Annotated in this window: 23 protein-coding genes; 15 read left to right on the top strand and 8 right to left on the bottom strand. The window is 73.0% G+C overall.

The window, feature by feature from the left end; all coding sequences use genetic code 11:
* Positions 1-134: 134 nt before the first annotated feature.
* Positions 135-1583, bottom strand: a complete 1449-nt coding sequence (locus tag ACF1A5_RS02210; RefSeq protein WP_392190892.1) for an NAD(P)H-quinone dehydrogenase — start codon at positions 1581-1583, stop codon at positions 135-137.
* Positions 1584-1687: 104 nt separating this feature from the next.
* Here ACF1A5_RS02210 and ACF1A5_RS02205 point away from each other — a divergent pair, with 104 nt between their 5' ends.
* The 3 genes from ACF1A5_RS02205 to ACF1A5_RS02195 all read left to right on the top strand — a co-directional run bounded on the left by ACF1A5_RS02205 (position 1688) and on the right by ACF1A5_RS02195 (position 5080).
* Complete coding sequence (locus tag ACF1A5_RS02205) at positions 1688-2125, top strand: gamma-glutamylcyclotransferase (protein WP_356182594.1); 438 nt, start codon at positions 1688-1690, stop codon at positions 2123-2125.
* 156 nt (positions 2126-2281) lie between these two features.
* A complete protein-coding gene (locus tag ACF1A5_RS02200; protein WP_392190891.1) occupies positions 2282-3106 on the top strand; it encodes a purine-nucleoside phosphorylase in 825 nt (274 codons plus the stop codon).
* A gap of 342 nt (positions 3107-3448) precedes the next feature.
* Positions 3449-5080 (top strand): phospho-sugar mutase, encoded by a 1632-nt coding sequence (locus ACF1A5_RS02195; protein WP_392190890.1) that lies wholly within the window; start codon positions 3449-3451, stop codon positions 5078-5080.
* A 365-nt stretch (positions 5081-5445) separates the two neighbouring features.
* On the opposite strand, the gene ACF1A5_RS02190 is transcribed toward ACF1A5_RS02195, so the two are convergent.
* On the bottom strand, positions 5446-6132 hold the full coding sequence (locus ACF1A5_RS02190; protein WP_392190889.1) for a PH domain-containing protein: 687 nt from the start codon (positions 6130-6132) through the stop codon (positions 5446-5448).
* A gap of 173 nt (positions 6133-6305) precedes the next feature.
* Between ACF1A5_RS02190 and deoC the strand changes: the two genes are divergently transcribed.
* From deoC to ACF1A5_RS02175, 3 genes are read left to right on the top strand one after another with little or no spacing between them, the layout of a single operon-like run.
* Complete coding sequence (gene deoC / locus ACF1A5_RS02185; protein ID WP_392191198.1) at positions 6306-7265, top strand: deoxyribose-phosphate aldolase; 960 nt, start codon at positions 6306-6308, stop codon at positions 7263-7265.
* Positions 7266-7270: 5 nt separating this feature from the next.
* Positions 7271-8707, top strand: a complete 1437-nt coding sequence (locus tag ACF1A5_RS02180) for an aldehyde dehydrogenase family protein (protein WP_392190888.1) — start codon at positions 7271-7273, stop codon at positions 8705-8707.
* Positions 8700-9605: an aldehyde dehydrogenase family protein gene (locus tag ACF1A5_RS02175; RefSeq protein ID WP_392190887.1), complete on the top strand. Its 906-nt coding sequence runs from the start codon at positions 8700-8702 to the stop codon at positions 9603-9605. The genes ACF1A5_RS02180 and ACF1A5_RS02175 overlap by 8 nt, the downstream gene beginning before the upstream one ends.
* Positions 9606-9729: 124 nt before the next feature.
* On the opposite strand, the gene ACF1A5_RS02170 is transcribed toward ACF1A5_RS02175, so the two are convergent.
* A complete protein-coding gene (locus ACF1A5_RS02170; protein WP_392190886.1) occupies positions 9730-10161 on the bottom strand; it encodes a hypothetical protein in 432 nt (143 codons plus the stop codon).
* 127 nt (positions 10162-10288) lie between these two features.
* Between ACF1A5_RS02170 and ACF1A5_RS02165 the strand changes: the two genes are divergently transcribed.
* The gene (locus tag ACF1A5_RS02165) at positions 10289-10924 is read left to right on the top strand and encodes a uridine kinase (protein WP_392190885.1); all 636 of its coding nucleotides are present in this window, start codon (positions 10289-10291) and stop codon (positions 10922-10924) included.
* A gap of 254 nt (positions 10925-11178) precedes the next feature.
* Here the strand turns inward: ACF1A5_RS02165 and ACF1A5_RS02160 are convergent, their stop codons facing one another.
* Positions 11179-11970, bottom strand: a complete 792-nt coding sequence (locus tag ACF1A5_RS02160; protein WP_392190884.1) for a SigE family RNA polymerase sigma factor — start codon at positions 11968-11970, stop codon at positions 11179-11181.
* Positions 11971-12229: 259 nt separating this feature from the next.
* Between ACF1A5_RS02160 and afsQ1 the strand changes: the two genes are divergently transcribed.
* The 5 genes from afsQ1 to ACF1A5_RS02135 all read left to right on the top strand — a co-directional run bounded on the left by afsQ1 (position 12230) and on the right by ACF1A5_RS02135 (position 16076).
* A complete protein-coding gene (gene afsQ1 / locus ACF1A5_RS02155) occupies positions 12230-12907 on the top strand; it encodes a two-component system response regulator AfsQ1 (protein WP_356182571.1) in 678 nt (225 codons plus the stop codon).
* On the top strand, positions 12904-14517 hold the full coding sequence (locus tag ACF1A5_RS02150) for an ATP-binding protein (protein ID WP_392190883.1): 1614 nt from the start codon (positions 12904-12906) through the stop codon (positions 14515-14517). Before afsQ1 ends, ACF1A5_RS02150 begins: the two co-directional genes overlap by 4 nt.
* A complete protein-coding gene (locus ACF1A5_RS02145) occupies positions 14514-15146 on the top strand; it encodes a hypothetical protein (protein WP_392190882.1) in 633 nt (210 codons plus the stop codon). The genes ACF1A5_RS02150 and ACF1A5_RS02145 overlap by 4 nt, the downstream gene beginning before the upstream one ends.
* Before the next feature lie 106 nt (positions 15147-15252).
* Positions 15253-15834 (top strand): VanZ family protein, encoded by a 582-nt coding sequence (locus tag ACF1A5_RS02140; protein WP_392190881.1) that lies wholly within the window; start codon positions 15253-15255, stop codon positions 15832-15834.
* 41 nt (positions 15835-15875) lie between these two features.
* The gene (locus ACF1A5_RS02135) at positions 15876-16076 is read left to right on the top strand and encodes a PspC domain-containing protein (RefSeq protein ID WP_392190880.1); all 201 of its coding nucleotides are present in this window, start codon (positions 15876-15878) and stop codon (positions 16074-16076) included.
* Between the two features lie 79 nt (positions 16077-16155).
* Here ACF1A5_RS02135 and ACF1A5_RS02130 read toward each other — a convergent pair whose 3' ends face one another.
* Together ACF1A5_RS02130 and ACF1A5_RS02125 are read right to left on the bottom strand one after the other, a co-directional pair.
* Complete coding sequence (locus ACF1A5_RS02130) at positions 16156-16506, bottom strand: ATP-binding protein (RefSeq protein ID WP_392190879.1); 351 nt, start codon at positions 16504-16506, stop codon at positions 16156-16158.
* A 127-nt stretch (positions 16507-16633) separates the two neighbouring features.
* Positions 16634-17797 (bottom strand): adenosine deaminase, encoded by a 1164-nt coding sequence (locus ACF1A5_RS02125; RefSeq protein WP_392190878.1) that lies wholly within the window; start codon positions 17795-17797, stop codon positions 16634-16636.
* Positions 17798-17910: 113 nt separating this feature from the next.
* Between ACF1A5_RS02125 and ACF1A5_RS02120 the strand changes: the two genes are divergently transcribed.
* A complete protein-coding gene (locus ACF1A5_RS02120) occupies positions 17911-18672 on the top strand; it encodes an alpha/beta hydrolase (RefSeq protein ID WP_392190877.1) in 762 nt (253 codons plus the stop codon).
* Positions 18673-18702: 30 nt separating this feature from the next.
* Here ACF1A5_RS02120 and ACF1A5_RS02115 read toward each other — a convergent pair whose 3' ends face one another.
* On the bottom strand, positions 18703-19677 hold the full coding sequence (locus ACF1A5_RS02115) for a LysR substrate-binding domain-containing protein (RefSeq protein WP_392190876.1): 975 nt from the start codon (positions 19675-19677) through the stop codon (positions 18703-18705).
* A gap of 63 nt (positions 19678-19740) precedes the next feature.
* Here ACF1A5_RS02115 and ACF1A5_RS02110 point away from each other — a divergent pair, with 63 nt between their 5' ends.
* Together ACF1A5_RS02110 and ACF1A5_RS02105 are read left to right on the top strand one after the other, a co-directional pair.
* Positions 19741-21054 carry an MFS transporter gene (locus tag ACF1A5_RS02110; protein WP_392190875.1) on the top strand — a complete coding sequence of 438 codons (1314 nt, stop codon included), beginning with the start codon at positions 19741-19743 and terminating at the stop codon, positions 21052-21054.
* A gap of 145 nt (positions 21055-21199) precedes the next feature.
* Positions 21200-22213, top strand: a complete 1014-nt coding sequence (locus ACF1A5_RS02105) for a sigma-70 family RNA polymerase sigma factor (protein ID WP_392190874.1) — start codon at positions 21200-21202, stop codon at positions 22211-22213.
* Here ACF1A5_RS02105 and ACF1A5_RS02100 read toward each other — a convergent pair.
* A complete protein-coding gene (locus ACF1A5_RS02100; RefSeq protein WP_392190873.1) occupies positions 22097-22483 on the bottom strand; it encodes an STAS domain-containing protein in 387 nt (128 codons plus the stop codon). The genes ACF1A5_RS02105 and ACF1A5_RS02100 overlap by 117 nt on opposite strands.
* Positions 22484-22496 lie beyond the last annotated feature (13 nt).

Raw genomic sequence — 22496 nt, 5'->3', positions numbered from 1 at the left:
TCAGCAGTTTGCGGTGAATAGCAGAAGTTGTTCGCACGGCACAGCGCGAGGTGGTATAGGGGCCCAGCCCTGTCGCCTATGCCGTACGCATGGTCGGCAACTCCCCGTGACCAGCGGGGAGTCGGTTTCGGCCGTCAGAGCTCGGCGCCCGCCTTGCGCGTGTGCAGCTGCCGCGCCACCTCGGCGATCGACCCCGAAAGGGAGGGGTACACGGTGAACGCGTTCGCGATCTGTTCGACCGTCAGATTGTTGTCGACGGCGATCGAGATGGGGTGGATGAGTTCCGAGGCGCGCGGCGCCACGACGACACCGCCGACCACGATCCCGGTCCCCGGCCGGCAGAAGATCTTGACGAAGCCGTCCCGGATGCCCTGCATCTTGGCGCGCGGGTTGCGCAGCAGCGGCAGCTTGACGCAGCGGGCGTCGATCTTGTCGGCGTCCACGTCGGCCTGTGTGTAGCCCACGGTGGCGATCTCGGGGTCGGTGAAGACGTTCGAGGAGACCGTCTTCAGGTTGAGCGGGGCCACCGCGTCGCCGAGGAAGTGGTACACGGCGATACGTCCCTGCATGGCGGCGACGGACGCCAGGGCGAAGACACCGGTCACGTCACCGGCCGCGTAGACACCCGGAGCCGTCGTCCGCGACACCTTGTCGGTCCAGATGTGACCGGACTCGCGCACCCGGACGCCGGCCTCCTCCAGCCCCAGTCCGGCGCTGTTGGGGATGGCGCCGACCGCCATGAGGCAGTGGGAGCCGGAGATGACCCGTCCGTCGGCCAGCGTCACCTCGACCCGGTCCCCGACCCGCTTGGCGGACTGGGCGCGGGAGCGGGCCATGACGTTCATGCCGCGGCGGCGGAAGACGTCCTCCAGCACGGCGGCGGCGTCCGGGTCCTCACCCGGCAGCACGCGGTCGCGCGAGGACACGAGGGTGACCTTGGACCCGAGCGCCTGGTAGGCGCCGGCGAACTCGGCACCGGTGACACCGGAGCCGACCACGATCAGCTCCTCGGGCAGCTCGGTGAGGTCGTAGACCTGGGTCCAGTTCAGGATGCGCTCGCCGTCGGGCTGGGCGTCGGGCAGCTCGCGCGGGTGACCGCCGGTCGCGATCAGCACCGCGTCCGCGACCAGCGTCTCCTCGGTGCCGTCGGCGGCGGTGACGACGACCTTCCGGGACCCGTCGAGGGCCTGCATGCCCTCCAGCCGGCCGCGCCCGCGCATGACCCGGGCGCCGGCGCGCGTCACGGAGGCGGTGATGTCGTGCGACTGCGCGAGCGCGAGCCGCTTGACCCTGCGGTTGACCTTGCCGAGGTCCACGCCGACCACCCGGGCGGCCTGCTCCAGCGGCGGGGTGTCGTCCGCGACGATGATCCCCAGCTCCTCGTACGACGAGTCGAAGGTGGTCATCACCTCGGCAGTCGCGATGAGCGTCTTCGACGGCACGCAGTCGGTCAGCACCGACGCTCCGCCCAGACCGTCGCAGTCGACGACGGTCACCTCCGCGCCGAGCTGCGCGGCCACCAGCGCCGCTTCATATCCGCCGGGTCCGCCACCGATGATCACGATCCGAGTCACGTACTCCATTGTCCCGCACGTTCCAGGTGCTCCTCCCCCGGGGGCGGGGCCGGACCCGTTCCGTTACCTCTGAGACGGACGAGACGCCCGCGGGCCTGCCGTACGCTCGACCCATGTCGCTCTACGCCGCGTACGCCGGCAATCTCGACGCGCGGCTGATGACCCGCCGCGCACCCCACTCCCCGCTGCGCGCCACCGGCTGGCTGAACGGCTGGCGGCTGACCTTCGGCGGCGAGCACATGGGCTGGGAGGGCGCGCTCGCGACGGTCGTCGAGGACCCGCTGTCCCAGGTCTTCGTCGCGCTCTACGACATCGCCCCCATGGACGAGGAGTCCCTCGACCGCTGGGAGGGCACCGGTCTCGGCGTCTACCGGCGCACCCGCGTCCGTGTCCACACCCTGGACGGCGAGGAGTCCGCGTGGACGTACGTCCTCAACGCCTACGAGGGCGGCCTGCCGTCGGCCCGCTACCTGGGCGAGGTCGCCGACGCGGCCGAGTCCGCCGGCGCCCCGCACGACTACGTGATGGAGCTGCGCAAGAGGCCGTGCTGAGGAGTCCGGGGGCGGCCGCCGATCCGCACCGGCGCGGGGCCGCCCGGCGGGGACCGCGCAGGTTCCGCCGTTGGTCGGAAACGACAAGACAACGATCCCCATCCCGTGACCTCCGTCATCTACGCGCGTAGGCCGATACCGGCTACTCTCGTCCGCGTGAACGCATCTCTTCTTCCGGACGACCTCCAGGGCGACCCCCACGCCGCCGCCGACGCCGCCGCCGCGCGCCTGCGCGAACTCACGGGCACCGAGACCCATGACGTCGCCCTCGTGATGGGCTCCGGCTGGGCTCCGGCCGTCGACGCCCTGGGCGCTCCCGACGCCGAGTTCCAGGTCACGGAGCTGCCCGGCTTCCCGCCCCCGGCGGTCGCCGGCCACGGCGGCAAGATCCGCTCGTACACCATCGGGAACAAGCGCGCCCTGGTCTTCCTCGGCCGCACCCACTACTACGAGGGCCGCGGGGTCGCCGCCGTCGCGCACGGCGTGCGCACCGCCGTCGCCGCCGGCTGCAAGACCGTCGTACTGACCAACGGCTGCGGCGGGCTGCGCGAGGGGATGCGTCCCGGCCAGCCGGTGCTGATCAGCGACCACATCAACCTCACGGCGACCTCGCCGATCGTCGGCGCCAACTTCGTCGACCTGACCGACCTCTACTCCCCGCGCCTGCGCGCCCTGTGCAAGGAGGTCGACCCCACGCTGGAGGAAGGCGTCTACGCGCAGTTCCCCGGCCCGCACTACGAGACGCCGGCCGAGATCCGCATGGCCCGCGTGATCGGTGCGGACCTCGTGGGCATGTCCACGGTCCTGGAGGCGATCGCCGCCCGTGAGGCGGGCGCCGAGGTGCTCGGCATCTCCCTGGTGACCAACCTCGCCGCGGGCATGACCGGCGAGCCGCTGAACCACGAGGAGGTCCTCCAGGCCGGCCGCGACTCCGCGACCCGCATGGGCTCCCTCCTGGCCCAGGTCCTCGGCCGCCTGTAGGACACCCGCAACGGGCCGCCACCCGTCCACCGGGCCCGCCACCCAAGCCATGTCCCCTGCCACTATGGCGGGGACGGCCGCCGGGCGACGGGAGCGGGCCGTGGGGGTGCGTCACAGCCCGCCGCGCACAGGGTTCTCCGCGCAGGCGAGCCATGGCGGCGGGCGGCAGTACGTCCGACAGCGGCGGGCTGGCCCCCCTCCCCACGGCCCCGACCCCGGCGCACGCGGGGCCCGCCCCGCCCGCACCTCCCGACCCACAACGCATCCCCACAACACACCCGGGGCGCCCCAAGCGCCTCCAGGCCCCAGGCCCCCAAGACGAACACGAGAGGCTGACCGAACGTGCACGACGACCTCATCGCACGGGCCAAGACGTGGCTGGCCGAGGACCCCGACACGGACACCCGTGAGGAACTCGCCCGGCTCATCGACGCCGAGGACGTCAAGGAGCTCGCCGCGCGCTTCGCCGGCACTCTCCAGTTCGGCACCGCCGGCCTGCGCGGCGAACTCGGCGCCGGCCCCCTGCGCATGAACCGCGCCGTCGTCATCCGCGCCGCCGCCGGCCTCGCCGCGTACCTGCGGAAGCAGGGTCACACCGACGGCCTCGTCGTCATCGGCTACGACGCCCGCCACAAGTCCGCCGACTTCGCCCGCGACACCGCCGCCGTGATGACCGGCGCGGGCCTGCGCGCCGCCGTACTGCCCCGCCCCCTCCCCACCCCCGTCCTCGCCTTCGCCATCCGGCACCTCGGCGCGGTCGCCGGCGTGGAGGTGACCGCCAGCCACAACCCGCCCCGCGACAACGGCTACAAGGTCTACCTGGGCGACGGCTCCCAGATCGTCCCGCCGGCCGACGCGGAGATCGCCGCCGAGATCGCCGCGATCCGCAGCCTGCACGACGTCCCCCGCCCGGACTCCGGCTGGGAGACCCTCGACGACGGCGTCCTCGACGCCTACCTCGCCCGCACGGACGCCGTCCTCTCCCCCGGCTCCCCGCGCACCGCCCGCACTGTCTACACGGCGATGCACGGCGTCGGCCGTGACGTCCTGCTCGCCGCGTTCGCCCGCGCCGGCTTCCCGGCCCCGGAGCTCGTCGCCGAGCAGGCCGACCCCGACCCGGACTTCCCGACGGTCGCCTTCCCGAACCCGGAGGAGCCGGGCGCGATGGACCTGTCCTTCGCCAAGGCCCGCGCCACCGATCCCGACCTGGTCATCGCCAACGACCCGGACGCCGACCGCTGCGCGGTGGCGGTCAGGGACGGTGCCGACTGGAGGATGCTGCGCGGGGACGAGGTCGGCGCGCTCCTCGCCGCCCACCTGGTCGACCGCGGCGTCACCGGCACCTTCGCGGAGTCGATCGTCTCCTCCTCCCTCCTCGGACGGATCGCCGAGAAGGCGGGCCTGCCGTACGAGGAGACCCTCACCGGCTTCAAGTGGATCGCCCGCGTCGAGGGCCTGCGCTACGGCTACGAGGAGGCCCTCGGCTACTGCGTCGACCCCGAGGGCGTACGGGACAAGGACGGCATCACCGCCGCGCTGCTGATCACCGAACTGGCCTCGCGGCTCAAGGAGGAGGGCCGCACGCTCCTCGACCTCCTCGACGACCTCGCCGTGGCCCACGGCCTGCACGCCACCGACCAGCTCTCGGTGCGCGTCGAGGACCTCTCGCTCATCGCCGACGCGATGCGCCGTCTGCGCGAGCAGCCCCCGACGGAACTCGCGGGCCTGTCCATCACCCGGTCCGAGGACCTCACCCGGGGCACGGACCGGCTGCCGCCCACGGACGGCCTGCGCTACACCCTCGACGGCGCCCGCGTCGTCGTGCGCCCCAGCGGCACGGAGCCGAAGCTGAAGTGCTACCTGGAGGTGGTGGTCCCGGTGGCCGCGCACACCGACCTCCCGGCGGCCCGCACCAGGGCGGCGGACCTGCTGACGACGATCAAGCGGGACCTGTCGACAGCGGCGGGCATCTGATCACGGGCGCCGTACGGGCCGGTGGTGGAATTGCCACCCACCGGCACCAGCCCGATCGCCCTGGACCGGCGGGCCGTCTGCCCAGAGCCGGGGCGGGGCACCTGTCCGGACCGATGGGTCGACTGCACCGGACAGTCGAGGTGGCGCCTCGGGCCGACGGGGCGCCTGCCCGGACCGGCGCTCCGCGGCCCAGGGCCGGGGCGGCCCGGTGCCCGGGGCCGCTGGATCGCTGGATCGGCCGCCCCGCACCGGCAGGTCGGCTGCCCCGGACCAGCAGGGCCGCACCCCGGACCGGCAGGTTCGGCTACCAGGAGACCAGCGGGTCGCTCCCCCGTGCCGGCAGAGCCCCTTGACCGCCCCCGGCGTCACCCCGACGCGATCAGAATCGCCAGCAGCACCGCCCCGGCGGCCGCCGGGCCGAGGATCTCGTACGCCCAGCGGACCGTGACCTCGCCCTGCGCGGCCTCGGCGTTCTCCCGCGCCTCCTGCATCTCGCGCAGGTCGTCCATGACCTGGTCGGTCGTGGCGCGCGTGGGCCCGGACCGCCCGCCCGCGGCCGGCGCACCGCCCCCGAACCCGAAGGCGCCCCCGCGCCCCCCTCCGGACCGGGGCTCCCCCGCGGCGGTGGTCCGCGCCGCCTGCCGCGCCGCCCTCTTGCGGGCGCGCAGCGACACGGGCAGCGCCCAGAGCTGGTACTTGGCCCCGGAGCCGGTGACGACCTCGTTGGAGTAGCCGGACCGCAGGGTGGCGACCTGGCCCCAGGGCAGCACGATCACACGGAAGGGATTGCGGATGCGCAGCCGCTCGTCGTTGGCGTACACGGCCGGCCGCACGGTGAAGGCGATCACGAGGGGCACGACGAGGATCATCCCGGCGAGGGCCAGCCAGGGGGTGCGCCCGTGCCCGGTGAACAGCGCGTCGAAGCCGAGCCACGCGACGAGCGCGAGCAGCAGGACCCCGGTGAGGATGCCTGCGGGCGACCGGTGGACCCGGTCGCTGGACCGGGGCGCGGGAGGCTGCGGCGCGGAGGGCTCGTGCTCGGGCGTCGTCATGCCCCCGATTCTGCCCGACGCTCCCACCCCGGCTCACTCGCGGTGTCCGTCTCCTCTCTCCCGCCCCTCCCTTCCCTCCCGTTTCCCCCACCCCGCTCACCTCTTCGCGCCAAGAGGAGAGGCCCCGGGGGTGTACAGTCCGCTACGCGCGTAGATATGCTGGGCTGGTGACCATGCCCACCACTGCACCCACAGCACACGCTCTCTCGGACGTCACCGCGTCCGACAGCACGCTGCGCCGCTTCCTCCACGGGCTGCCCGGCGTCGACACGGTCGGCCTGGAGGCGCGCGCCGCCTCCCTCGGCACCCGCTCCATCAAGACGACCGCGAAGGCGTACGCCATCGACCTCGCCATCTCGATGGTCGACCTGACGACGCTGGAAGGCGCGGACACCCCGGGCAAGGTCCGGGCGCTCGGCGCCAAGGCGGTCCACCCCGACCCCACCGACCGGACGACCCCGGCGACCGCCGCCGTCTGCGTCTATCCCGACATGGTGGCCACCGCCAAGGAGGCCGTCGCCGGCTCCGGGGTCAAGGTGGCCTCGGTCGCCACCGCCTTCCCGGCCGGCCGCGCCGCGCTCGACGTGAAGCTGGCCGACGTGCGCGACGCCGTGGCCGCGGGTGCCGACGAGATCGACATGGTCATCGACCGCGGGGCGTTCCTCGCGGGCCACTACCTGAAGGTGTACGACGAGATCGTCGCCGTGAAGGAGGCCTGCGGGACGTCCGCCCGTCTGAAGGTCATCTTCGAGACGGGCGAGCTCTCGACGTACGACAACATCCGGCGCGCGAGCTGGCTCGGCATGCTGGCCGGGGCCGACTTCATCAAGACCTCGACCGGCAAGGTCGCCGTCAACGCGACCCCCGCCAACACCCTCCTCATGCTGGAGGCCGTCCGCGACTTCCGCGCACAGACCGGGGTCCAGGTGGGCGTCAAGCCCGCCGGCGGCATCCGCACCTCCAAGGACGCCATCAAGTTCCTCGTCCTGGTCAACGAGACCGTCGGCGAGGACTGGCTGGACAACCACTGGTTCCGCTTCGGCGCCTCCTCGCTGCTGAACGACCTGCTGATGCAGCGTCAGAAGCTGGCCACCGGCCGCTACTCCGGCCCCGACTACGTGACGGTGGACTGATCACCATGGCATCGGCATTCGAATACGCCCCCGCGCCCGAGTCCCGCTCGGTCGTCGACATCGCGCCCTCGTACGGCCTGTTCGTCGACGGCGAGTTCACCGAGGCGGCCGACGGCAAGGTCTTCAAGACGGTCAGCCCGTCCACCGAGGAGGTCCTCTCCGAGGTCGCCCAGGCCGGCGAGGCGGACGTGGACCGCGCGGTGAGGGCCGCTCGCAAGGCCTTCGAGAAGTGGTCCGCGCTGCCCGGCGCCGAGCGCGCCAAGTACCTGTTCCGCATCGCCCGCATCATCCAGGAGCGCAGCCGCGAGCTGGCCGTCCTGGAGACGCTGGACAACGGCAAGCCGATCAAGGAGACCCGCGACGCCGACCTCCCCCTGGTCGCCGCGCACTTCTTCTACCACGCGGGCTGGGCCGACAAGCTCGACCACGCCGGGTTCGGGGCGAACCCCCGGCCGCTGGGCGTGGCCGGCCAGGTCATCCCGTGGAACTTCCCCCTGCTGATGCTGGCGTGGAAGATCGCCCCGGCGCTGGCGACCGGCAACACGGTCGTCCTCAAGCCGGCGGAGACCACCCCCCTCTCGGCCCTGTTCTTCGCGGACATCTGCCGCCAGGCGGGCCTGCCCAGGGGCGTCGTCAACATCCTCCCCGGCTACGGCGACGCGGGCGCCGCGCTCGTCGGGCACCCGGACGTGAACAAGGTCGCCTTCACCGGCTCCACGGCCGTCGGCAAGGAGATCGCCCGCACGGTCGCGGGCACCCGCAAGAAGCTCACCCTCGAACTGGGCGGCAAGGGCGCCAACATCGTCTTCGACGACGCCCCCATCGACCAGGCCGTCGAGGGCATCGTGAACGGCATCTTCTTCAACCAGGGCCAGGTCTGCTGCGCCGGCTCGCGCCTGCTGGTCCAGGAGTCGATCCACGACGAGCTGCTGCACTCCCTGAAGCGCAGGCTCGGCACGCTCCGTCTGGGCGACCCCCTCGACAAGAACACGGACATCGGCGCGATCAACTCCGCCGAGCAGCTCTCGCGCATCACCTCGCTGGTAGAGCGGGGCGAGGCCGAGGGCGCCGAGCGCTGGTCGCCCGCCTGCGAACTGCCCTCCTCCGGTTACTGGTTCGCGCCGACGCTCTTCACCAACGTCACCCAGGCGCACACCGTCGCCCGCGACGAGATCTTCGGCCCGGTGCTGTCGGTCCTCACCTTCCGCACGCCCGACGAGGCCGTCGCCAAGGCCAACAACACCCCGTACGGCCTGTCCGCCGGCATCTGGACGGAGAAGGGCTCCCGGATCCTGGCCGTCGCGAACAAGCTGCGCGCCGGCGTCGTCTGGTCCAACACGTTCAACAAGTTCGACCCGACCTCGCCGTTCGGCGGCTACAAGGAGTCGGGCTTCGGCCGCGAGGGCGGCCGCCACGGCCTGGAGGCGTACCTCGATGTCTGAGAAGTCCGAGAAGATCGAGCGGCTGTCGGTCTTCAAGACCTACAAGCTGTACGTCGGCGGGAAGTTCCCGCGTTCCGAGAGCGGCCGGGTGTACGAGGTGACCGACGCAAAGGGCAACTGGCTGGCCAACGCTCCCCAGTCCTCCCGCAAGGACGCCCGTGACGCGGTGGTCGCCGCGCGCAAGGCGTTCGGGGGCTGGTCCGGCGCGACCGCGTACAACCGCGGCCAGATCCTCTACCGCATCGCCGAGATGCTGGAGGGCCGTCGTGACCAGTTCGTGCGCGAGGTGGCCGAGGCCGAGGGCCTGTCCAAGTCGAAGGCGGCCGCCCAGGTCGACGCGGCGATCGACCGCTGGGTCTGGTACGCGGGCTGGACCGACAAGATCGCCCAGGTGGTGGGCGGCGGAAACCCGGTGGCGGGACCGTTCTTCAACCTCTCCACCCCCGAGCCGACCGGCGTGGTGGCGGTCCTCGCGCCGCAGGACTCGTCCTTCCTCGGCCTGGTCTCGGTGGTCGCCCCGGTGATCGCCACCGGCAACACCGCGGTCGTGGTCGCGAGCGAGAAGTCCCCGCTCCCGGCGCTGTCCCTGGGCGAGGTGCTCGCCACCTCCGACCTGCCCGGCGGAGTGGTCAACGTGCTCTCCGGCCGTACGGCGGAGATCGCGGCGCCGCTCGCCGCGCACCAGGACGTCAACGCGGTCGACCTCGCGGGCGCCGACGAGGTGCTGGCGAAGGAGCTGGAGATCGCGGCGGCGGACAACCTCAAGCGCGTCCTGCGTCCACAGCCTGTGGACGACTGGACCGCGGCGCCCGGCACCGACCGCATGACCGCCTTCCTGGAGACGAAGACGGTCTGGCACCCGACCGGTTCACTGGGCGCGTCCGGCTCCTCGTACTGAGCCGTCGCACGCACGGAGCGCCCGAAGGGCACGGAGCGCACCGACCGCTTCACCCCGCACAGACCGAGAGCCGCGCCTTCCCTCCGTCCGGGGGAGGCGCGGCTCTCCGCGTTCCGCGCGGGCGTCAGCCCAGCGGGCCGCCCGCGCCGCCGCCCAGCAGTCCGGTCACCTGCCCCAGCACCGGCATGCTGCCGACCGACGGCGCCTGCGCCACCGGGCCGGTCAGCGCCCTGGAGGTCACCGGCTGGAAGTCGGCGAGCTGGGTGCCGACGCCGTTGTCCAGCGGGTCGACGCCGGTGCCCGCGAGGGGGTTGGGCTTGAGACCGGCGACCGGCCCGGTGACGTACCCGACGGTGCCGGACGTCGCCGCCAGTCCGGCCTGCGGGTCGACGCGGCCGAGGGAGGTGGGCCGGTGCTCGGCGCCCACCACGGGCAGGGTGTCCGCCGCGGCCGTCGTGGCACCCCCGCCCACGGCGACACCGGCGGTCGCCAGGGCGAACAGGGCGCGCCGGGCGGTGGGACGGGTAGGACGGGAAGGGGACGCGTGTCGAGCCATCTCTGAGGCCGCCTTCTGCTGCGCAAGGTAACGAGAACGGAACTCAGGGTAGTTGAGACGTAAGCCACGCTCCAAAGCCGACCCGCGCAGTCGGCAGGCGGTTCACCATGCGTCAAACTGGTGTTCCGTGAGCCCTCTTCTCCCGTCGCCTGCCCGCGTCGTGCTGCTCTGCGGCCCCTCGGGTTCGGGCAAGTCCCTGGTCGCCGCCCGCTCCGGGCTGCCCGTGCTGCGCCTCGACGACTTCTACAAGGAGGGCGACGACCCGACCCTGCCGCTGGTGGCGGGGAGTTCGGACATCGACTGGGACCACCCCGGGTCGTGGGACGCGGAGATCGCGGTCGAGGCGATCACCCGGCTGTGCGCCACGGGCAGCACGGCCGTACCGGTGTACGACATCGGGCTGAGTGCCCGTACCGGCGAGGAGACCCTGCACATCGGCCGCACCCCGCTGTTCATCGCCGAGGGCATCTTCGCCGCCGACATCGTCGGGCGCTGCCGCGAACTGGGCGTCCTGGCCGACGCGCTGTGCCTGTCGCGCGGGCCGGTCACCACCTTCCGCCGCCGCTTCCTGCGGGACCTGCGGGAGGGCCGCAAGTCGGTGCCGTTCCTGCTGCGCCGCGGCTGGCGCCTGATGCGCGCCGAGCGGTCGATCGTCGCCCGCCAGGTCGCGCTGGGCGCCCACCCGTGCGACCGCGACGAGGCGCTCGGCCGGCTCGCGGCCGCGGCGGCGGGGCGGCAGCCGCAGGCGCGCACGGCGGCGTGACGGCCGTACGTCCTCGGCAACGGCCCGCGTCACGCCCGTACGTGTACACCACGGCGCGCACGGCCCGTACACGCCGAAGCGGGACTGGACGGACCCCCCGGCCCTCCAGTCCCGCTCCTCGGTGCTCCCCCACATTCCCCCGTGGTGGTGCTCCCCCGTGCTTCCGGTGGTCCCCCGTGTCCCCCGTGGGTCCCCCGGTACCGCTCCCCCGTGCTTCCCCCGTGTTCCCCGTTCCCCCCAGACCTTCGTACGGCTCAGGCGACGAGCTCGCCGAAGGACTCCTCCTCGTCACGGCCGAAGCTGAGGACCTCGTCCTCGCGCAGCCGGCGCAGGGACCGCCAGATGCTGGACTTGACCGTGCCGACACTGATGTCGAGGATCTCCGCGATCTCCGGGTCCGTGCGGCCCTCGTAGTAGCGCAGGACCAGCATGGTGCGCTGGAGTTCGGGCAGCCGGGCCAGCGCCTGCCACAGGACCGCACGCAGCTCGGTGCCGCGCATCGCGTCCGTGTCGCCGGGCGTCTCCGGCAGTTCCTCGGTCGGGTACTCGTTGAGCTTGCGGCGCCGCCAGGCGCTGATGTGCAGGTTCGTCATGGTGCGGCGGAGGTATCCGCCGACGGCCGCCTTGTCGCTGATCCGGTCCCATGCCCTGTACGTCGAGAACAGCGCGCTCTGCAGCAGGTCCTCGGCCTCGAAGCGGTCGCCGGTGAGGTGGTAGGCGGTTGCGTACAGGGAGGCGCGGCGCTCCTGCACGTAGGCGGTGAACGCCGCTTCGGCGTCCCCCGCCCCCGGCAGGGACCGGCGCTCCCCCGAGCCCTCCCCGTACGCGGCTCCCCCGTGAGCCTCCCCCGTGTGCGCGTCAACCACCGTCATGAAACCGGTGTGCTGACGCCCGGTACCGCGAGCGGACCCCCGCAGTCCCCCAAGCTCTCGGCTTCGCTCGAGCAGGGAGGCACCCCCATCGGCACCGGACTTCTCGGAAACCCGCGCCACGTCGTGCAGGCGCGTGACCACTGCGCTGTCGCTGGTGCTGTGCAGCGTGCTCATCTCGCGCCCCCCGTCGTGGACTTACCGGTCTTCCGTGCTTCCTTGCCTGTGCCGAGAAGCTTGCCGCCGCCACTTCATGGCCGTGTCCGCCGACTGTCACAGACGTGTCACAGGGCCCCTGCGTGCCGTGCTCGGCGCGGTGACGGAGGAGAGCGGTGCGGCTACGCAGACGTGCGCGCGCCGGCGATCGTGGGCGGGAGTCGGGTGAGAGCGCTCCAAGTGTCGCTACCCCGCCCCGGCATGGGCCAGAATGAGCCCCGTGCCTTCCCTGTTGCTGATCGAGGACGACGACGCCATCCGGACGGCCCTGGAGCTCTCACTGACGCGCCAGGGGCACCGCGTGGCCACCGCTGCCAGTGGCGAGGACGGTCTGAAGCTGCTGCGCGAGCAGCGGCCGGACCTCATCGTGCTGGACGTGATGCTGCCCGGCATCGACGGGTTCGAGGTGTGCCGTCGCATCCGGCGCACGGACCAGTTGCCGATCATCCTGCTGACCGCGCGCAACGACGACATCGACGTGGTGGTGGGCCTGGAGTCCGGCGCCGACGACTATGTCGTCAAGCCCGTGCAGGGACGGGTGCTCGACGCCCGGATCCGTGCCGTGCTGCGCCGCGGCGAGCGGGAGGCGAACGACTCGGCGGCCTTCGGCAGCCTCGTCATCGACCGGGCGGCGATGACGGTGACGAAGAACGGCGAGGACCTCCAGCTCACCCCCACCGAGCTCCGGCTGCTGCTGGAGCTGAGCCGGCGGCCGGGGCAGGCGCTGTCCCGGCAGCAGTTGCTGCGGCTGGTGTGGGAGCACGACTACCTGGGTGACTCGCGGCTGGTGGACGCCTGTGTCCAGCGGCTGCGGGCCAAGGTCGAGGACGTGCCCTCGTCCCCGACGCTGATCCGCACGGTGCGCGGGGTCGGTTACCGCCTGGACGCGCCTCAGTGACCGAACGGCAGGGGGGGGTCCGCGGCTGGGCCGCGGGCCGCAGAGGAGTTCTGTCGCGGCTGCGGTTCACCAGCCTGCGGCTGCGGGTGGTCGTCGTCTTCGGGCTGGTGGCGCTGACCGCCGCCGTGTCCGCGTCCGGGATCGCGTACTGGCTCAACCGCGAGGCCGTGCTGACCCGTGCCCAGGACGCGGTGCTGCGCGACTTCCAGCAGGAGATGCAGAACCGGGCGGGGGCGCTGCCGGTGCACCCCACCCAGGACGAACTCCAGCACACCGCGGGGCAGATGGCGAGCAGCAGCCAGCGCTTCGGCGTGCTGCTGGTCGCGCAGGACCCGGGCGGCAAGACCGTGTATGGCAGCTCGGACGGCCTGAGCGGCTTCTCCCTGGAGGACGTGCCGAGGCCGCTGCGCGCCGCGGTGAACAAGAAGCAGTCTGGTTCCTCGGCGGGCCGGTCGCCGTACCACCTGTACTGGCAGCGGGTCGTCGAGCACGGCACCCCGTATCTCGTGGCCGGCACCCGGGTGATCGGGGGCGGCCCGACCGGCTACATGCTGAAGTCGCTGGAGCCGGAGGCCAAGGACCTCAACTCGCTCGCGTGGTCGCTCGGCATCGCCACCGCGCTGGCGCTCATCGGCTCCGCGCTGCTGGCGCAGGCCGCCGCCACGACCGTGCTGAAGCCGGTGCACCGGCTGGGCGTGGCCGCCCGGCGGCTCGGCGAGGGCAAGCTGGACACCCGGCTGAGGGTGTCCGGGACCGATGAACTCGCCGATCTGTCACGGACGTTCAACAACGCGGCCGAGGCGCTGGAGAAGCGGGTCGCCGACATGGCCGGGCGGGACGAGGCCTCCCGGCGTTTCGTGGCGGACATGTCCCACGAGCTGCGCACTCCGCTGACCGCCATCACCGCCGTGACGGAGGTGCTGGAGGAGGAGCTGGAGGCCGAGAGCGGCAGCATCGACCCGATGATCGAGCCGGCGGTGCGGCTGGTGGTCAGCGAGACCCGACGGCTGAACGACCTGGTCGAGAACCTGATGGAGGTGACCCGCTTCGACGCGGGCACCGCCCGGCTGGTCCTGGACGACGTGGACCTCGCCGACCAGATCACCGCGTGCATCGACGCCCGTGCCTGGCTGGACGCGGTGGAGCTGGACGCGGAGCGCGGTCTGCACGCCCGGCTCGACCCGCGCCGCCTGGACGTCATCCTCGCCAACCTCATCGGCAACGCGCTCAAGCACGGCGGCTCCCCGGTGCGGGTGTCGGTCCGGGAGGCGGACCACGAGATCGTCATCGCGGTTCGGGACCACGGGCCCGGCATCCCCGAGGACGTCCTGCCGCACGTCTTCGACCGGTTCTACAAGGCGAGCGCCTCCCGGCCGCGTTCCGAGGGCAGCGGACTGGGTCTGTCCATCGCCATGGCCAACGCGCATATCCACGGTGGCGACATCACCGCCGCCAACTCGCCCGAGGGCGGCGCCGTGTTCACGCTGCGGCTGCCGCGGGACGCCTCGGAGCTCGCCGAGACGGCCGGCCGGCAGGGGCAGGGCGGCGGGAAGGGCGGCAGGGGCGGGAGCGACGGGGACGGCGCCGGATCGAAGGGGGGCGTCCGATGAGGGCGCGTACGACGCGCGGACGGGACGCGGCCGTACGCCGCCTGCCGGCGCTGGCGGTGCTGGCCGCCCTGCTCACGGGCTGCGGGATCCGGGCCACGGAGGTGCCGACCGACTTCGGCGCCGCGCCCTCCCGCGTGCCCTGCTCGCTGAGCGAGCCGGACATCTCCACGCAGTCCTCGCGCGGGGTCCCGGTCCAGGTCTTCCTGCTGTGCGGTTCGTCGCTGGTGACCGTCGACCGGACGGTGCGGGTGCCGGACGGCACGGCGGACGCCAAGCGGCGGGTGCGGGTGGCCCAGGGACTGCTCGACCAGCTCGCCATGACGCCGTCGGCCAGTGAGAAGGGCGCGGGCTACTCGACGGACGTGCGCGGCGGGATGTCGGTGAGCGGTCCGGGTCCCCGGGACCCGGAGGACGCGCTGCGGCTGAGCACCGCGCCGAGCGAGCTGACGGCGTACGCGCTCGCCCAGATCGTCTGCACCTTCTCCGACTCGGCGGCCGCCGAGGGCGACGGGTCGGTGATCCTGGGCGGGCCGGGCGACAGGGCGCCGCTGCGCTACGAGTGCACCGATGCGGTCCGGTCCCGGCCGGGGACCGCCGAGCCGCCGTCCAGCGAGGCCACGGCGGGCTGATCCGGTCCCCGGCGGCCGCCGGCGCCCGCGCTGTGGCACAGGCCTCATCCGGATCCAGGGGCACGGCCTCGGAACCGATCCCGCCGGTGGCCGCGTCTTGGGTGGCGTGCAGCGTCAAGGCTCCGTCTGCGGCAGCGCCGCGAACCACGTCCGTGTGACAGGGGGTGTCCTCCTTGTGGCACACCTCGCGCTCGTCGCCTGGCTCACGCTGCGTCCGCTGGACGTCCCCTGGATGATGCCGGCCAACTTCCGTCCGCTCGCGACCGTCCGCGCCGACCTGGCGCTGGGCTGGCCGGAGGCGGCCCGGCGCATCGGCGAGGGGATCGCGCTGCTCGCGCCGCTGGGGGTGCTGCTGCCCCTGGCGCACGGCAGGCTCTGCGCCTCCTTAGTGGCCTCGCTGGTCCGCACCGTCGCCGCGGGCGCCCTGATCTCCGTGGGCATCGCCCTGTTGCAGACGGGAGTGCCCGGCCGGGTCGTGGACGTCGACACGCTGCTGCTGAACACGGTGGGGGTGGCCCTCGCCCATCTCGCGGTGGTGCCCGCGGGCCGCGCCCGGCTCCGTCGCGGGGCCGAGCGCCGGGGGCGCACGGCCGTCCGCCCGGAGGAGCCGGCTCAGGGTCGTACCCCCACGATTCCCAGGGTCGGGATCGCCCCCTGGAGCGACGCTTTGCCCCCTTCGTCTCCGTAGTGTGGAAGGCACAGAAGTCCTCCCAGACGAAGGAGCCGCACATGACCGCCCTCGCCCGCCCCACCCAAGGCCGCATGATCGGCGGAGTGTGCGCAGCGCTGGCGCGGCGCTTCGGCACCTCCGCCACGACGATGCGGGTGATCTTCCTGCTCTCGTGCCTGCTGCCGGGGCCGCAGTTCGTGCTCTACATCGCGCTGTGGATCCTGCTCCCCTCCGAGGACAAGGCACCCACGGCCTGGTGAGCGCCCGCGCGTGAACGCCGTCGGGGCGCACCCGGAAGCAACGGGTGCGCCCCGACGGCGCGTTCGGCGGTGGTGCGGCTCAGCCCAGCGGGAGGCCGTTCACCGGCAGGCCGTGGGTGGGCAGGCCCTGGAGGGGCAGTCCGCCGAGCAGGCCGGCGACCGGCCTGGTCGGGCCGTGCTCCAGCGTGCCCTGGGCGACCGGCCGCGCGGCGGCGAGCCCCGTCTGCACCGCGGGCCTGGCCTGGTTCAGCGCCTGGCCGGCCGGCAGGGTCCTGGCGACGTTGTCCGTCGGCAGCGCCTTGCTGACGGTGCCCAGTGCCTGGCCGGCGTCCGGCACGGCCGGGGCGGCGTTCGCGGCGCCCGCGCCGGCGGCGGCGAAGGCGGCACCGAGGGCGGCGACACCGAGGGTCTTGGCGGCAGACTGCTTCATAAAAACGCGTCCTTGAATGGATGACGGGGAACCGAGCGGTTCTCGACCGTAAACACGGCGACCCGTCCGCCGCAAACATCGAAATGCGGACGGGTTGTGAAGCCCGCCCGCACCGATGAGGGGCCGATCAGCCCTCCGGGACCGCAGAACCGCTGGTGGAGGCGGCCTGCTGAAACAGCCATTCGGATTTCAGCTCGGCATATCCGGGCTTGATCACGTCATTGATCATCGCAAGTCGTTCATCGAAAGGAATGAACGCTGATTTCATCGCATTGACAGAGAACCACTGCATGTCGTCGAGCGTGTAACCGAATGCCTCGACAAGGTGCTCGAATTCCCGGCTCATGCTGGTGTGGGACATCAGCCGGTTGTCCGTGTTGACCGTGGCCCGGAAGTGCAGGCGCCGCAGCAGCCCGATCGGGTGCTCGGCGTAGGAGGAGGCGGCGCCGGTCTGGAGGTTGGAGCTCGGGCACAGCTCCAGCGGGATGCGCTTGTCGCGGACGTACGAGGCCAGCCGTCCGAGCTCGACCGAGCCGTCCTCGTGGACCTCGATGTCGTCGATGATGCGCACCCCGTGGCCGAGTCGGTCGGCGCCGCACCACTGCAGCGCCTGCCAGATGGACGGCAGCCCGAAGGCCTCACCGGCGTGGATGGTGAAGTGGTTGTTCTCCCGCTTCAGGTACTCGAAGGCGTCGAGGTGCCGGGTGGGCGGGTGGCCGGCCTCGGCCCCGGCGATGTCGAAGCCGACGACGCCCAGGTCCCGGTAGCGGTTGGCGAGTTCGGCGATCTCCAGGGCGCGGGCCGCGTGCCGCATCGCGGTGAGCAGCGCGCCGACGCGGATGCGCCGGCCGTTCTCCCGGGCCAGCCGCTCCCCTTCCCGGAAGCCCTCGTTGACGGCCTCGACGACCTCCTCCAGGCTCAGTCCGCCCTCGAGGTGCTGTTCGGGCGCGTAGCGCACCTCTGCGTAGACGACGCCGTCCTCGGCGAGGTCCTCGGCGCACTCGCGGGCGACCCGTACGAGGGCCTTCCGGGTCTGCATCACGCCGACGGTGTGCGAGAAGGTCTCCAAGTACCGTTCCAGGGAACCGGAGTCGGCCGCCTCGCGGAACCACAGGCCGAGCTTGTCCGGGTCCGTCTCGGGGAGTTGGGAGTAGCCCGACGCGCGGGCGAGGTCGACGACGGTGCCGGGGCGCAGCCCGCCGTCGAGGTGGTCGTGCAGCAGAACCTTGGGCGCCCGGCGGATCTGGTCCGAGCTCGGGGTGTTCCCCAGGTGGGCAGTCTGGCTCGTCATTTCCGCACTCTAACTCCTACGCGCGTAGATCGTTCCGTGTACACATCCGTCGATACGTAACGGTGACCGCACGGACGGGTGGCGTACACCGGCGCTTCTGAGAATGTTCTGTCATGGCACAGGAAGCGACGCCGGTTCGCACCGCCCGGCTGGGGAGGACGCTCGGCGCGGAGCCGGCGACGGTGAGCGGAGTGGTGCTGCTGCTCCCCGGCGGCCAGGCGGTCTCCGGCCGCAGGCCCGCGCCGGTGCTGGCGACGGCCTCCGTACGGGCCCTGGGGCGCCGGCTGGCCCGCGCGGGACGCGCGGAGGGCCTGGCCACCCACGTGGTGCACTACCGCTACCGCGGCTGGAACGGCAGCGAGGCCCATCTCGCCCGCGACGCCGCCTGGGCCGCCGACGAGGTCGTACGGCGCTACGGCGACGTCCCCGTCTGCCTGACCGGTGTCGACATGGGCGGCCGGGCGGCGCTGCACGCGGGCGGGCACGAGGCCGTCAACTCCGTCGTGGCGATCGCCCCTTGGCTGCCCGAGGACGACGTGGCCGCCTCGCCCGAACCGGTGAAGCAGCTCGCCGGGCGCCGGGTTCTGATCGTGCACGGCACCAACGACGGGCGCACCGACCCCGAGCTGTCCTTCCGCTTCGCTGCGCGGGCGAAGAAGGCCAACCGGGACGTGTGCCGGTTCGAAGTCCACGCCGACGGGCACGGGTTGCACCAGTACCGGGACGAAGTCCTCTCCCTCGCGGCGGACTTCGTCATGGGGTCGCTGTTCGGGCGGCCGCTCTCGCGTCCGGTGCAGGACGCGCTGGCGGCGCCGCCGCCGCTGGGGCTGCGGATGCCGCTGGCCGCGGGGTTCGGCAAGACCCTGCACCGGTAGGGCGGCGGGCCCGTTCCCGGGTGGTGGGCCTCAGTCGGGCAGCAGGCTGCCGCGGCGGGACAGCAGGAACCTCTTGAACGCGGCCACCGGGGGCGTGTCCGGGTGGCCCTCCCGCCAGGCCACGCCGATCTCGCGTACCGCGCGCGGGGCCGTGACCGTCAGTTCGGCCACACCCGGCCTGGGGACGGCCGGGGGCGGCAGGAGGGCGACCCCGAGCCCCGCCGCGACCAGACCGCGCAACGTCTCCGCCTCCTCCCCCTCGAAGGCGACGCGCGGGGTGAAGCCCGCCTCACGGCACAGGTCGTCGGTGATGCGGCGCAGGCCGTAGCCGGCCTCCAGGGTCACGAAGGTCTCGTCGGCGGCCTCGGCCAGGCGGACGCGGCGGCGGGCGGCGAGGCGGTGTTCGGCCGGGACGACCAGGCGCAGCTTCTGCTCGTCCAGGCGGCGGGCGACGAGGTCCGGCGCGTCCGGCACGGGGGAGGTCAGGCACAGGTCCAGTTCCCCCGCGCGCAGCCCCTCCAGCATGGCCTCGCCGTAGTTCTGGACGAGGCCGAAGCGGACCCGGGGATGGTCGGCGCGGAAGGCCTGGAGCAGGCCGGGCACGGTCTCGGCGCCCATGGTGTGCAGGAAGCCGAAGGCGACCTTGCCGGTGGCCGGGTCTGCGTCGGCGCGCACCTCCTCGGCGGCCCGCTCGATCTCGGCGAGGGCACGTTCGACGTGGCCGAGGAAGGTGCGTCCGGCGGGGGTGAGGGAGATCGTCCGGCCCCGGCGGGCGAAGAGGTCGACGCCGAGGTCCTCCTCCAGCCGGACCATGGCCCGGGAGAGCGTGGACTGCGGGACCTGCATCTCCTGCGCGGCGCGGGTGACGTGCTCGGTCCGGGCGACCCCGGCGAAGTGGGCGAGCCGGGGCGCGAGCAGCAGCGCGACCTCCTCGCCGCTCTTTTCGATGTCTTCTGTGTCACCGGACGGTGACAGGCGAGCTCGTGACCGCTGCTGATGCACCATGGGAACGATTATGGCGATTCCATGCATTGGACGGATGAGCGGGCCCTCCCTACCGTCGAGGACATGTCTTGCGCCGATACCGGGGCGTCCACCGTCGTGGGCGCCGCACCCGCCGTACCCGCCGGCTCCACCGCCTCCACCGCCTCCCTCCCCTCCCCCGCCGACTCCCGTACGACCCCGGGCGATCCCGGTTACCGCCGGATGAGCCTCGCCCTCTTCCTCGCGGGCGTGGCGACCTTCGCGCTGCTGTACTCCACCCAGGCCCTGCTGCCGCTGATCTCCGGCGAGTTCGCGGTGGCGGCGAGCGAGGCGAGCTGGACCGTGGCGGCCGCGACGGGCGGGCTGGCGCTGTTCGTCCTGCCGATGAGCGCGCTGTCGGAGCGCTTCGGCCGGCGCGCGGTGATGACCGCCTCGCTGGCGGTCGCGGTGACGATCGGCCTGCTGGTGCCCTTCGCCCCCTCGCTCGGCGCGCTGGTGGTGCTGCGGGCGCTGCAGGGCGCGGCGCTGGCCGGTCTGCCCGCCTCGGCACAGGCGTACCTGGCGGAGGAGGTCCGGCCCAAGGCGCTGGTCACCGCGATCGGCCTGTTCGTCGCGGGCAACAGCGTGGGCGGCATGAGCGGCCGGGTCGTCACCGGCTGGGTCGCCCAGGAGTGGGGCTGGCGGGCCGCCGTCGGGACGATCGGCGTGATCGCGGTGGCCTGCGCGGTGGCCTTCCGCCTCCTCCTTCCGGCGCCGCGGCACTTCACCCCGGGCTCGCTGCGCCCGCGGGTGCTGGCCCGCACGGTCCGCGACCACCTCGCCGACCCGCTGCTGCGCCGCCTGTACGCGATCGGGGCGCTGTTCATGACGGTGTTCGGCGGTGTCTACACGGTGATCGGCTACCGCCTGACCGAGGCACCCTTCTCGCTTCCGCAGGGCATCGTCGGCTCGATCTTCCTGGTGTACCTGGTCGGCACGGTGTCCGCCTCGACGGCGGGCCGGCTGGTGGGGCGGCTGGGCCGCAGGGGCGCCCTCTACCTCGCCGGGGCCACCACGGCGGCGGGTCTGCTGATGTCCCTGCTCGGCTCCATCGCCCTGGTCCTGCCCGGCCTGGTGCTGATCACGGCGGGCTTCTTCGCGGGCCACGCCGTCGCGTCCTCGGCGGTCAGCCGGACGGCGACCCACGGCCGCGCCCAGGCCTCCGCCCTCTACCAGTCCGCGTACTACGTCGGCTCCAGCGCCGGCAGCACCCTCGGCGCCCTGGCCTTCCACGCGCGGGGCTGGTCCGGCACGGTCGGCGTCGGCCTGCTGGCGGTGCTGGGCGTGGTGGCGATCACGGCGCTCGGCTCCCGCGCGGCGCGGGTGGCCGCCGGGCGGGAGGCGGTCCCGGCCCACTGAGCGAATCGCTCACGTGCGTGCGGCCAACGGACCGAAGTGGCCGGCTGTGCGCTCGAGGAGCCGTTGTCAGTGGCCTGCGGTAGCTTCCGAAGTGCCGGACGCGAGGACGCGCACCGGCCGGGACGGCCACAGGGGTGGGTGGACGATGAGCGACGGCACCGCGACGACGGACCTCGACGCGCAGCTGGAGAAGTACCGGGTCGAGCTGACCGGGTACTGCTACCGGATGCTCGGCTCGTCCTTCGAGGCCGAGGACGCGGTCCAGGACACCCTGGTGCGCGCCTGGCGGAGCCACGACCGGTTCGAGGGCCGCTCCAGCCTCCGCTCCTGGCTCTACCGCATCGCGACGAACGTCTGCCTGGACATGCTGACGGCAGGCGGCAAGCGGGCCCGGCCCATGGACCTGACGGAGTCGACGCCGCTGGCCCGGGCCGCTCTCGCACCCCGCCCGGACAGCACCTGGCTGGAGCCGATGCCGGACGCCCGCGTCCTGCCCGCGGTGCAGGACCCGGCGGAGGCGGCCGTCGCCAGGGAGTCGGTGCGGCTCGCCTTCATGGCCGCCCTGCAGCAGCTCCCGCCCAAGCAGCGGGCCGTGCTGATCCTGCGGGAGGTGCTGGCCTGGCGGGCGAGCGAAGTGGCCGAGCTGCTCGGCACCACGGTCGCGTCGGTCAACAGCGCCCTGCAGCGGGCGCGTGCCACGCTCGCCGAGCGGGACGACCGGGGCGCCGACGCGGCCGTCTCGGACCCGCTCGACGAGGAGCAGCAGAAGCTGCTGGAGCGCTATGTGAAGGCGTTCGAGGGGTACGACATGACGGCGCTGACGGCACTGCTTCACGAGGACGCCGTCATGACGATGCCGCCGTTCGACCTGTGGCTGACCGGCCCGGCGGACATCACCGGCTTCATGACGACGCTCGGCGCGTCCTGCGCGGGCTCCCGTCTGCTGCCCGTGCGGGCCAACGGGCTGCCCGGCTTCGCCCACTACAAGCCGGATCCCGACAAGGGCGGCTTCAGCGCGTGGGCCGTGCAGGTGCTGGAGGTGTCAGAGGGCCGGATCACCGGATTCCACTGCTTCCTCGACACCCAGCGCTGGTTCCCGCTGTTCGGGCTGCCCCTCCAGCTCGAAGCGGATTCCGACCAGGTCGAGCAGGGCGGGTAGCGCGGGGTCGGGGTCGCGCAGCCGGATCCGGCCCCCGGCCCGCCGGGCGGCGAGCTCCAGCCGGGCCAGCAGGTCGACCACCCCGAGCCCCGGCGGCCCGAGCCCGCCCACGTCGCACACGACGTGCCCGGCTCCCCCGGCCGCCAGCAGCACCCGCACCTCCTCGCACAGACCCACCACCTCGGTACGGGTGACGGGTCCGGCGAGCACGAGTACGGGCGGTGTCGTGGCGTCCACGATCGGTAGACGTCCGCGGCCGGCCCGACTCATCGGTGCCCGCCGC

It is taken from the genome of Streptomyces sp. NPDC014864, from assembly GCF_043081525.1.
In the GTDB taxonomy this organism is placed as follows: domain Bacteria; phylum Actinomycetota; class Actinomycetes; order Streptomycetales; family Streptomycetaceae; genus Streptomyces.
The sequence above is the reverse complement of the archived record's forward strand: the minus strand, read 5'-3'. Positions and strand labels throughout refer to the sequence as shown.

Bases quoted from the DNA above. Each gene is read 5' to 3' on its own strand.
- ACF1A5_RS02205 (WP_356182594.1), top strand. From the start codon at position 1,688: ATGTCGCTCTACGCCGCGTACGCCGGCAATCTCGACGCGCGGCTGATG.
- ACF1A5_RS02160 (WP_392190884.1), bottom strand. From the start codon at position 11,970: ATGAGCACGCTGCACAGCACCAGCGACAGCGCAGTGGTCACGCGCCTG.
- ACF1A5_RS02135 (WP_392190880.1), top strand. From the start codon at position 15,876: ATGACCGCCCTCGCCCGCCCCACCCAAGGCCGCATGATCGGCGGAGTG.
- ACF1A5_RS02125 (WP_392190878.1), bottom strand. From the start codon at position 17,797: ATGACGAGCCAGACTGCCCACCTGGGGAACACCCCGAGCTCGGACCAG.
- ACF1A5_RS02180 (WP_392190888.1), top strand. From the start codon at position 7,271: ATGGCATCGGCATTCGAATACGCCCCCGCGCCCGAGTCCCGCTCGGTC.
- ACF1A5_RS02130 (WP_392190879.1), bottom strand. From the start codon at position 16,506: ATGAAGCAGTCTGCCGCCAAGACCCTCGGTGTCGCCGCCCTCGGTGCC.
- ACF1A5_RS02175 (WP_392190887.1), top strand. From the start codon at position 8,700: ATGTCTGAGAAGTCCGAGAAGATCGAGCGGCTGTCGGTCTTCAAGACC.
- ACF1A5_RS02190 (WP_392190889.1), bottom strand. From the start codon at position 6,132: ATGACGACGCCCGAGCACGAGCCCTCCGCGCCGCAGCCTCCCGCGCCC.
- ACF1A5_RS02210 (WP_392190892.1), bottom strand. From the start codon at position 1,583: ATGGAGTACGTGACTCGGATCGTGATCATCGGTGGCGGACCCGGCGGA.
- ACF1A5_RS02120 (WP_392190877.1), top strand. From the start codon at position 17,911: ATGGCACAGGAAGCGACGCCGGTTCGCACCGCCCGGCTGGGGAGGACG.
- ACF1A5_RS02100 (WP_392190873.1), bottom strand. From the start codon at position 22,483: ATGAGTCGGGCCGGCCGCGGACGTCTACCGATCGTGGACGCCACGACA.
- ACF1A5_RS02110 (WP_392190875.1), top strand. From the start codon at position 19,741: ATGTCTTGCGCCGATACCGGGGCGTCCACCGTCGTGGGCGCCGCACCC.
- ACF1A5_RS02170 (WP_392190886.1), bottom strand. From the start codon at position 10,161: ATGGCTCGACACGCGTCCCCTTCCCGTCCTACCCGTCCCACCGCCCGG.
- deoC (WP_392191198.1), top strand. From the start codon at position 6,306: ATGCCCACCACTGCACCCACAGCACACGCTCTCTCGGACGTCACCGCG.
- ACF1A5_RS02105 (WP_392190874.1), top strand. From the start codon at position 21,200: ATGAGCGACGGCACCGCGACGACGGACCTCGACGCGCAGCTGGAGAAG.
- ACF1A5_RS02145 (WP_392190882.1), top strand. From the start codon at position 14,514: ATGAGGGCGCGTACGACGCGCGGACGGGACGCGGCCGTACGCCGCCTG.
- ACF1A5_RS02115 (WP_392190876.1), bottom strand. From the start codon at position 19,677: ATGGTGCATCAGCAGCGGTCACGAGCTCGCCTGTCACCGTCCGGTGAC.